This is a genomic window from Porphyromonas sp. CAG:1061 (assembly GCF_000435035.1).
Taxonomy (GTDB): domain Bacteria; phylum Bacteroidota; class Bacteroidia; order Bacteroidales; family Porphyromonadaceae; genus Porphyromonas_A; species Porphyromonas_A somerae.
On sequence record NZ_HF988904.1, the window covers coordinates 1 to 9,175 of the forward strand.

Genomic DNA, 9,175 nt, shown 5'->3' on the forward strand with positions numbered 1-9,175 from the left:
AACGTAGCAGATCGCCTTCGTGCAACAGTCTCCAGAGGGGTAATCCTATCTCTACTACTAACTAGAGCAAAAAGAAGTGGCAATTGGCACTGCGACGGTTATTTTTTGGTACATTTGTGGAATGTAAAATTTAAGTATCAGTGACAGAACGTAATCACCCATTGAAAACATCAAATAAGACAACAATAGCGCTTACAGAAGCTATCGTGGAGGGAATCAAGGAGAAGAAAGGTAAGCACATCACTCTCATAGATATGAGGAGTGTGGAGGAGGCTTTTTGTGACTATATGATAGTGGCAGAAGGCAATACGGCAACGCAGGTAGGTGCCCTCGAAGGGGCGGTATGGGATAAGGTGCTCCAGCTGACAGGCGAAAAACCAATACACACCCATACAGGATCAGGTGAGTGGATAGCTATGGACTACGTAGATGTAGTGGTTCATATCATGGTGCCTGAGCTTAGAAACTACTACGGGCTGGAGCAAATGTGGGCAGATGCAAAGCAGACAATCATCCCTGATGAGGAGTAAGTAAAAAAGAAATAACAAGGTCATGGCACTACAACAAAATAATCCAAAAAACTCTCCAAATCGAAAGAAGAAAAAGGGATTTGGACTGGGATGGGTTTATACCCTGATGCTACTCTCAATTTTGGGGATTTTGCTTTTCTCAAATGGTTCTAGTGGAGAAGAGGTGGAGTGGAGCCGTTTTCAAGCGATGCTCCAAGATGACCTCTTTGAAGAGGTGACGGTATATAGCTCTAAAGGCACTGTGCATGCTGTAGTCAAAAAGGAGGCTGAGTCAAAAGCAAAGAAGTACCAAATTGCTAGTAAGGAAAAGGATCAGAAGCGTCCTTCCCTACTCTCTAAGATTGAGGTGACGTCGGAGATTCCTGGAGCCGGTGCTTTCAATGACCTCTATCAGGAGATCATGGCGGGGAAGAAGCCTATCTCGGCCAAGGTCTCTTATGTCAATAACACCGCTAATTTGCTCAATATCATTATTAGCTTCTTGCCCCTTTTGATTATTATATTCTTTTGGGTCTGGATGAGCCGACGCATGATGGGCAACATGGGTGGAGGCTCAGGTGGCTCTGGAGGTGGCATATTTAATGTAGGCAAGTCTAAAGCACAGCTATTTGATGCCGAGAATAGAGTGAAGGTCACTTTCAAAGATGTGGCAGGACTAAGTGGCGCAAAGCAGGAGGTGGAGGAGATTGTTCACTTCCTTAAGGAGCCTCAGAAGTACACTGAATTGGGAGGTAAAATACCTAAGGGAGCTCTGCTTGTAGGACCTCCAGGAACTGGTAAAACACTCCTTGCAAAGGCAGTAGCTGGAGAAGCGGGGGTGCCATTCTTCTCGCTCTCGGGCTCAGACTTCGTGGAGATGTTTGTGGGTGTGGGTGCCTCAAGAGTTAGGGACCTATTCAAAACGGCCAAGGAGAAGTCGCCAAGCATCATCTTTATTGATGAGATCGATGCCATCGGTAGAGCAAGAAGCAAGAACGCAGGCTTTAGTGGCAATGATGAGCGTGAGAATACGCTCAACCAACTGCTTACTGAAATGGATGGTTTTGGCACTAATAGCGGGGTGATTATCCTCGCTGCGACCAACCGTGTAGACATTCTAGATAAAGCACTCCTTAGAGCAGGTCGTTTTGACCGCCAGATCAGTGTGGAGCTACCAGATGTGCATGAGCGGAAGGAGATTTTCCAAGTGCATATGCGTCCGCTTAAGATGGATGATACGGTGGATATTGACCTACTCTCTCGTCAGACGCCAGGATTCTCGGGTGCCGACATTGCCAATGTTTGTAATGAAGCAGCACTACACGCCGCAAGGGCCAATAAGTCGGTGATCCAAGGGTCGGACTTTATGAGTGCCATTGATAGGATCGTGGGCGGTCTGGAGAAGAAAACCAAAATCACCACGGAGGAGGAGAAGCGAGCTATCGCAATCCACGAGGCAGGGCACGCTACTGTTAGTTGGCTTCTAGAACATGCCAATCCATTGATCAAAGTCACGATTGTGCCACGTGGGCGCTCACTTGGTGCAGCGTGGTATCTTCCTGAAGAGCGACAGATCACAACTACGGAGCAACTACTGGATGAGATGTGTGCTACACTAGGAGGTCGAGCAGCTGAATTTGTCACCTACGGTAAGATCTCTACTGGGGCAGCCAATGACTTGATGAAGGTAACAAGGATGGCACAAGCTATGGTCACCTACTTCGGTATGAGTGAGAAGCTCCCAAATATCAACTATGAGGATAACCAAAATGAATATGGATTTACAAAGCCTTATAGTGAAGCAACGGCTAAGATGATCGATGAGGAGGTACTACAAATCATCAATACTCAGTATGAGCGTGCTAAGCAGATACTTATGGAGCATAGAGACGGGCACCAAAAGATTGCTGACTTGCTCTTTAGTAGGGAGGTGATTTTCACCGAAGATGTGGAGAAAATACTTGGTAAAAGACCGTGGAAGTCTAGGGCAGATCAATTGCTTGATGCGGAAAATAAGTCAAAAGAGCAGGAGTCTACAATAGAAACCCCTACTGAGGCAACGGAAAAGGAATAGTTTTTACAGTCTAAATAGTTTGGCGGTTGGAAGAATAATAGTATATTTGAGGCAGACTGGAGATAGTTATTTTATTAACTCTTAAACCTAAAACAAATATGCTAGACCTAAACAAGTATCCAGCCGAGCCTTTTAGAATTAAGGCTGTAGAAACTGTGAAGATGAATTCGCTTGAGGAGCGAAAAAGACTTATCAAGGAAGCAGGTTACAACACCTTCCTACTCAATTCGGAAGATGTTTATATTGACCTGCTGACCGACTCTGGAACCAATGCGATGAGCGACAAGCAGTGGAGTGGACTGATGATTGGTGACGAAGCCTATGCAGGAAGTTGCAATTTCCATCACCTTGAGGAGACCGTTCAAGACATTTTTGGTTTTAAGCACTTAGTGCCTACGCACCAAGGTCGTGGTGCAGAGAACATCTTAAGTCGTATTGCCATTAAGCCAGGACAATATGTACTGGGTAATATGTACTTTACCACTACTCGCTACCATCAAGAAGCCAATGGGGCTATCTTCTTGGATATTATCCGTGATGAGGCACACGACGCCTCTTGCTCTATTCCTTTCAAGGGGGATATCAATCTGGAGAAGTTAGAGCAGATCATCAAGGAAAAGGGAGCGGAAAACATCGCCTATGTTTGCCTTGCAGTAACGGTAAACCTCGCTGGTGGACAGCCAGTCTCAATGAAGAATATGCGAGAGGTGCGGAATATCTGCAATAAGTATGGGGTAAAGGTCTTTTTCGATGCAACACGTTGCGTAGAGAATGCCTACTTTATCAAAGAGCAAGAGGAGGGCTATGCCGATAAGACCATCAAGGAGATTGTGCGCGAGATGTTTAGCTACGCCGATGGCTGCACCATGAGTGGTAAGAAGGATTGTATCGTGAATATTGGTGGATTCCTCTGTATGAATGATGAGGAGCTATTCCAAAAAGCCAAGGAACTAGTGGTAGTATTCGAGGGAATGCCAAGCTACGGAGGTATGGCTGGTAGGGATATGGAAGCTATGGCAATAGGGCTCAAGGAATCACTTCAATTTGAGTACATTGAGCACCGCATTCGCCAAGTACGTTATCTTGGTGACCTACTCCGTGAGGGAGGGGTACCTATCGTAGAACCCACTGGAGGGCATGCTGTATTTATTGATGCACGTCGTTTCTGTCCGCACCTAACACAAGATCAATTCCCAGCACAGGCACTCGCTGCAAATCTATATGTAGAGGGCGGCGTACGCTCTATGGAGAGGGGAATTGTAAGCGCAGGTAGAGATCCTAAGACCGGGGAAAACCATAGGCCAAAGCTCGAGACAGTACGGCTCACCATTCCAAGACGAGTTTACACCTATGCACATATGCAGGTGGTAGCAGAGTCGGTGATCAAGCTTTATCGCCATGCCGAGACGATCAAGGGGCTACGATTCACCTACGAGCCTCATCAGCTTCGGTTCTTCACCGCACGCTTTGAAGAGATCTAATTAAGACACTTCATATAACAGGGGAGTAGAGCTAATTCCACAGCTCTACTCCCCTACTCTAATATCCACCCACCCAAATGAGCACGAAATAAGTCGCCATCCACTATGAAAGACTGTTACAAGATCGGTACTGCATTCTTTTTAGAGTTTTATTAGTGGTGGCGAAGCGACTCACGTAGCTTCTGGTGATATCGCTTTTTAAGTGAAGCGTTAGAAATGACAGGCGAGACCTCTGGGTGGGTCAGCTTGATTTCGGCAAGCAACCACGCATTAGCCATCTCCACATAGTAGGCAGAATCATTTTCTAGTAGGGCAATATGCTGTAGCACTTGCTCGACACTGACCAGCTCTTGTCGCAACAGTGGAAAGTAAGCAACGATGGAGAGCCTACGAGCGAACTCATTTGGACTAGTTGCAAACTTCTTAGTGGACAAAAGCACCTCTTCAAGGCTCCATAATTTGGCAAAATGTCCAAGCACCTCTTGGTATAGGTCTGATACAGCCCATCCGTCGCATAGCGAATAAAGCACTGGGATAGTTTTTCCGACTTCATCCTCTTGCGTCACCTCCTTTAATACCAGTCCTAACAACAGTTTGTACTCATACCATCTTTCTGCAAGAGGGTATAGAAGTGTAATAGCACCATCGGAAGTTAAGTACTTTGAGAGTTTATGGGCTATTCGTCGTACCACTGGCATCCGTATTCCCAGTATGCTATCTGGATAGCAAGAAACCTTTAGCTTGGTATTGAAAGACTTATAAGATAGGTCGGCAGCAGAGCGAAACTCGTCGAGGAGTTGCTCTACTGCCGACCTCATTTCTTGGTCAGTACAAGGCATTAGCTAAGGCCGTGGATCACACCATCCACCAAATCCATCTTCATAGCAGCTGGCTCCTTAGGCAGACCAGGCATACGCATGATGCTACCCATAATCACCACTACCAGCTCAGCACCAGTATTCACCACCACGTCCTGTACGTTAAGCTCAAAGTTATCAGGAGCACCGAAGCGCTTAGCATCATCGGTAAATGAGTATTGAGTCTTGGCAATACATACTGGGAACTTATCAAATCCCTGCTCCTCAAGCTTCTTAATCGCCTTCATCGCCTTAGTTTCATAATTGACGTGCGATGCTCTGTAGATATTCTTGGTGATCGCATCTACCTTTTCCTTGATAGACATATCATTATCATACAAGAATTGTAGAGGCTTAGAAGGGTTATTGTCAATAGTATCAACCACCACCTTTGCAAGTTCTACGGCACCCTCACCACCTTCGCCAAACGCAGTATTCACTGCAAATGGTAGGTTGTTCTGCTCACAGTGCTCTCTAATCAGTGAAATCTCCTTATCCGTATCAGTGGGGAAGCGGTTGATACAAACCACTACACTCTGCCCAAACTTACGGAGGTTCTCCACATGGCGATCCATATTGCCAAAGCCCTTCTTCAGCGACTCAAGATCTTCAGTCTTAAGGTTCTTCTCATCGGCCCCACCGTGTAGCTTCAATGCCTGAGCAGTAGCTACCAACACACTTGCCTTTGGTTGTAGCTTAGCGTGACGACACTTAATATCAAAGAACTTCTCACCACCTAAGTCGGCACCGAAGCCAGCCTCTGTGATAGCATATTCGCCATACTTCAAAGCCATCTTAGTAGCCATTACCGAGTTACAGCCGTGTGCAATATTAGCAAATGGACCACCATGGATAAAGGCAGGAGTATTCTCCGTTGTTTGCACCAAGTTTGGGTTGATAGCATCCTGCAGAAGGATAGTAAGTGCACCACCGCAACCAAGGTCCTTTACTCTAAATGGCGAACCATCCTTTAGATAACCCACAAGGATATTATCAAGTCTTCTGCGAAGGTCCTTGATATCTGTAGCCAGGCAAAGGATTGCCATAATCTCAGAAGCTGGAGTAATATCAAATCCAGTCTCACGAGGCACACCATTACCTACCCCACCAAGACCAGTAATCACATTACGTAGATTACGATCGTTCACATCAAGCACACGCTTCCAAACGATGCTGCTGAGACCCTCAGGCTTATTTCTATTCTGATAAGCATAGTTATCCACAAGTGCGGCAAGCGTATTATTTGCCGAAGTAATAGCATGGAAGTCACCAGTAAAGTGGAGGTTGATCTGGTCCATAGGCAATACCTGTGCATATCCACCTCCAGCAGCACCACCCTTCATACCAAATACTGGTCCGAGTGAAGGCTCTCTCAATGCTACAAAAGCCTTCTTTCCTATCTTGTTAAGTCCAAGTGCTAGTCCAATAGATACTGTAGTCTTACCGATACCCGCTTTGGTTGGAGTAATAGCTGTTACAAGAATCAGGTTACCCTCATCGTGCTTTTCCTCAAGGAGAGTGCTATCCACCTTGGCCATATACTTTCCATAGGGGGATAGTCGATCCTCTGGGATACCGGCTTCCTCAGCAATTAGGTCAATCTTCTTCAGTTTCGCTTCTCTTGCGATTTCGATGTCTGTCTTCATAAGTTAGTTAATCAATGTTATTCTATAGTTTTACATTACGATCATCACTACCCCTCCCCACACATACAACAAAGGTGCACCCCCATTAGTTCGCTACCTCCTTTATTTGTAGCTGATAAATGGCACTCGCTCCCTCTTCAAAGTCCCTCGCCCTACTATTAGGCACCTTTATTTCCCATATATGCCCCTCCGTATCCGCATCACTCAGCACCGTTTCCGCCTCATATTGCCTCAAGAGCATCATCACAGGATTGATAAGGTCAAAAGGGAAAGTAAGCCGATAGTGACTATAAAGGGTCACCTCCACAATTTCACTATTCTTGATCGCCTCCTCCGCTGCAGTGCGATAGGCCACAATCAATCCACCAGTACCCAGTTTCACTCCGCCAAAATACCGCACTACTACAATCAATAGGTCGGTAAGCTGATAGCTAAGCATCTGACCCAATATCGGCTTCCCTGCGGTACTACTCGGCTCACCATCATCATTTTGTCGCTCTATAGGCTCCCCCTTCCCGATGCGGTACGCCCAGCAGACATGCCGAGCATCATAATATCGCTTTCGCAACTCCTGAATCTCTTCCATAGCCGCCTCCTCCGACTCCACTGGTATTGCAAAGGCAATAAACTTACTCCTCTGCTCCGTGTAAATAGCCTCCGAACGGCTTTTAAGAGTTCGATAACTAGAGACCAGCTCCTCCATCACCCCAGCATCTTATCCAAAATAGGTCGCCAATCCTCACCATTCTCAGGGCAGAAGGTGACAAAGCCCAGCTTCCTCGCCACCTCCGTATTAGCAGGACCATCATCAATAAAAAGTGTCTCCTCAGGGCGGATATCCGACTCCTTCACAATCAGATCAAAAAACCTTCTATCAGGCTTACACACCCCAAACTCATAGGAGGGATAGACCTTCTCAAAAAGGTCATCCACCGAGTAACCACCATCAATCATCTCACCCGACCGAGCATACTCCCAGATAAAAGGATTGATATTACTGATCCCCAGCAACCGTAACTCCTTCGGTAGCTCTTCGCGTATGTAGCGAAATTTATACTGCTGCACTTCGGCAAGGAACCCCATCAAAGCCCATCCTACCTGCTCTTCACTAAGGGCAAGAGAATAAGCTCCGTTCAATGCTTCAGTAAATTCCGCCTTATCATATTGTCCCTCCTCCAGCTTCAAGAAAAGACCTTGTTGCTGGTAAGGATCTAGTAGACCATCTGCATCATGTACTCCTAAAGTCTCAAAACGCCTTACCGACTCCTCTCTATTCAGTCGTACAAATACCCCTCCAAAGTCAAATAATATATTCTTAATCACTCTCTAATTCTCCAAATACCATTGATACAATCGCTCCACTCCCTCCTCTAGCTCCACGCGATGCCTCCATCCAAGGGCATGCAGTCGCGATACATCACAGAGCTTCCGTGGAGTGCCATCTGGTTTCGTGCTATCCCACGAGATCACCCCATCAAACCCCTCCACCCGAGCTATCAATTGAGCCAGCTCCTTGATACTAATCTCCTTGCCTGTCCCGATATTGATATGGCAATTACGTACTTCTTCCGTTCCCTTAGGGTAGAGGTCGGCAACGTCAGTATTCAGAAATAGGTGCACCGATGCATCCGCCATATCCTCACTCCAGAGGAACTCCCTCAGTGGCTTCCCACTTCCCCAGAGTCTTACCTCATTAGGGTAAATCCCCATCTTCGCCAACTCCTCAGGCTCCACAACCCCCTCCACAGGGCGTCGTGCCAAGTCCCTCTTCACGCCGTCCAAGTCACCAATACCCAAGAGCTTTGCCAAGTGAATCTTCCGAATCATCGCAGGAAGCACATGGCTATTCACCAAGTCAAAGTTGTCATTCGGACCATAAAGATTGGTCGGCATCACCGCAATATAATTGGTACCATACTGCAGATTGAGGCTCTCACAAAGTCTAAGCCCCGCAATCTTAGCCAAAGCATACGGTTCGTTGGTGTACTCCAAAGGCCCTGTCAGCAAGGCCTCCTCCCGAATAGGCTGAGCCGCATCACGAGGATAGATACAGCTACTGCCCAAGAAGAGCAACCGCTGCACCCCACACCGCCAACTCTCCCCAATCACATTCTGCTGAATCTGCAGATTCTCATAGATGAAGTCGGCCCGATACCGCTGATTAGCCACAATACCGCCCACCTTAGCAGCCGCTAGGATAACCCCTTCCGGTTGCTCTTGCTCCATAAACCGACGAGTAGCCACGGGATCCAAAAGGTCCAGTTCCCGATGCGTCCGTCCCACAAGGTTATGGTACCCACGTGCTTTTAGATTGTTCCAAATTGCCGAGCCCACCAACCCCCGATGCCCAGCCACATATATCTTACTATCCTTATTCATCACCCTACACACCCCCTGTTAGCGCACTGCACCACCACTACTCTGTACCAGAGCCACATCATGCTCCACCATCTTCTGCACCAACTCCTCAAAAGAGGTTGCCCTCGGATTCCAGCCCAGCTCCTTACGTGCTTTTGCAGGGTCTCCCAAAAGCGTCTCCACCTCCGATGGTCTAAAGAAACGAGGGTCCACCTCCACCAATACCCGACCACTCTTACGGTCCACACCC

General features: G+C 47.1%; 9 protein-coding genes. 3 read left to right on the top strand and 6 right to left on the bottom strand.

What is annotated here, in order from left to right; all coding sequences use genetic code 11:
* The first annotated feature begins 140 nt into the window (after window positions 1-140).
* The 3 genes from rsfS (at window position 141) to QVO39_RS03860 (ending at window position 4,064) form a co-directional block, all read left to right on the top strand.
* Complete coding sequence (gene rsfS, locus QVO39_RS03850; protein WP_021903082.1) at window positions 141-530, top strand: ribosome silencing factor; 390 nt, start codon at window positions 141-143, stop codon at window positions 528-530.
* Between the two features lie 22 nt (window positions 531-552).
* Window positions 553-2,583, top strand: a complete 2,031-nt coding sequence (gene ftsH / locus QVO39_RS03855) for an ATP-dependent zinc metalloprotease FtsH (RefSeq protein ID WP_021903083.1) — start codon at window positions 553-555, stop codon at window positions 2,581-2,583.
* A gap of 98 nt (window positions 2,584-2,681) precedes the next feature.
* Window positions 2,682-4,064 (top strand): tyrosine phenol-lyase, encoded by a 1,383-nt coding sequence (locus QVO39_RS03860; protein ID WP_021903084.1) that lies wholly within the window; start codon window positions 2,682-2,684, stop codon window positions 4,062-4,064.
* Window positions 4,065-4,216: 152 nt separating this feature from the next.
* On the opposite strand, the gene QVO39_RS03865 is transcribed toward QVO39_RS03860, so the two are convergent.
* The 6 genes from QVO39_RS03865 to QVO39_RS03890 all read right to left on the bottom strand — a co-directional run.
* The gene (locus QVO39_RS03865) at window positions 4,217-4,882 is read right to left on the bottom strand and encodes a DNA alkylation repair protein (protein ID WP_288171734.1); all 666 of its coding nucleotides are present in this window, start codon (window positions 4,880-4,882) and stop codon (window positions 4,217-4,219) included.
* Window positions 4,883-4,902: 20 nt separating this feature from the next.
* Entirely contained in the window at window positions 4,903-6,567 is a 1,665-nt protein-coding gene (locus QVO39_RS03870; protein ID WP_021903086.1) for a formate--tetrahydrofolate ligase, read from the bottom strand.
* A gap of 85 nt (window positions 6,568-6,652) precedes the next feature.
* The gene (locus QVO39_RS03875; protein WP_021903087.1) at window positions 6,653-7,270 is read right to left on the bottom strand and encodes an IMPACT family protein; all 618 of its coding nucleotides are present in this window, start codon (window positions 7,268-7,270) and stop codon (window positions 6,653-6,655) included.
* Window positions 7,270-7,890, bottom strand: a complete 621-nt coding sequence (locus QVO39_RS03880) for an HAD family hydrolase (RefSeq protein WP_021903088.1) — start codon at window positions 7,888-7,890, stop codon at window positions 7,270-7,272. The genes QVO39_RS03875 and QVO39_RS03880 overlap by 1 nt, the downstream gene beginning before the upstream one ends.
* A gap of 3 nt (window positions 7,891-7,893) precedes the next feature.
* The gene (locus QVO39_RS03885; protein WP_021903089.1) at window positions 7,894-8,946 is read right to left on the bottom strand and encodes a GDP-L-fucose synthase family protein; all 1,053 of its coding nucleotides are present in this window, start codon (window positions 8,944-8,946) and stop codon (window positions 7,894-7,896) included.
* Between the two features lie 18 nt (window positions 8,947-8,964).
* Window positions 8,965-9,175 (bottom strand): GDP-mannose 4,6-dehydratase (locus QVO39_RS03890; protein WP_288171735.1); only part of this gene is annotated, 211 nt, incomplete at its 5' end.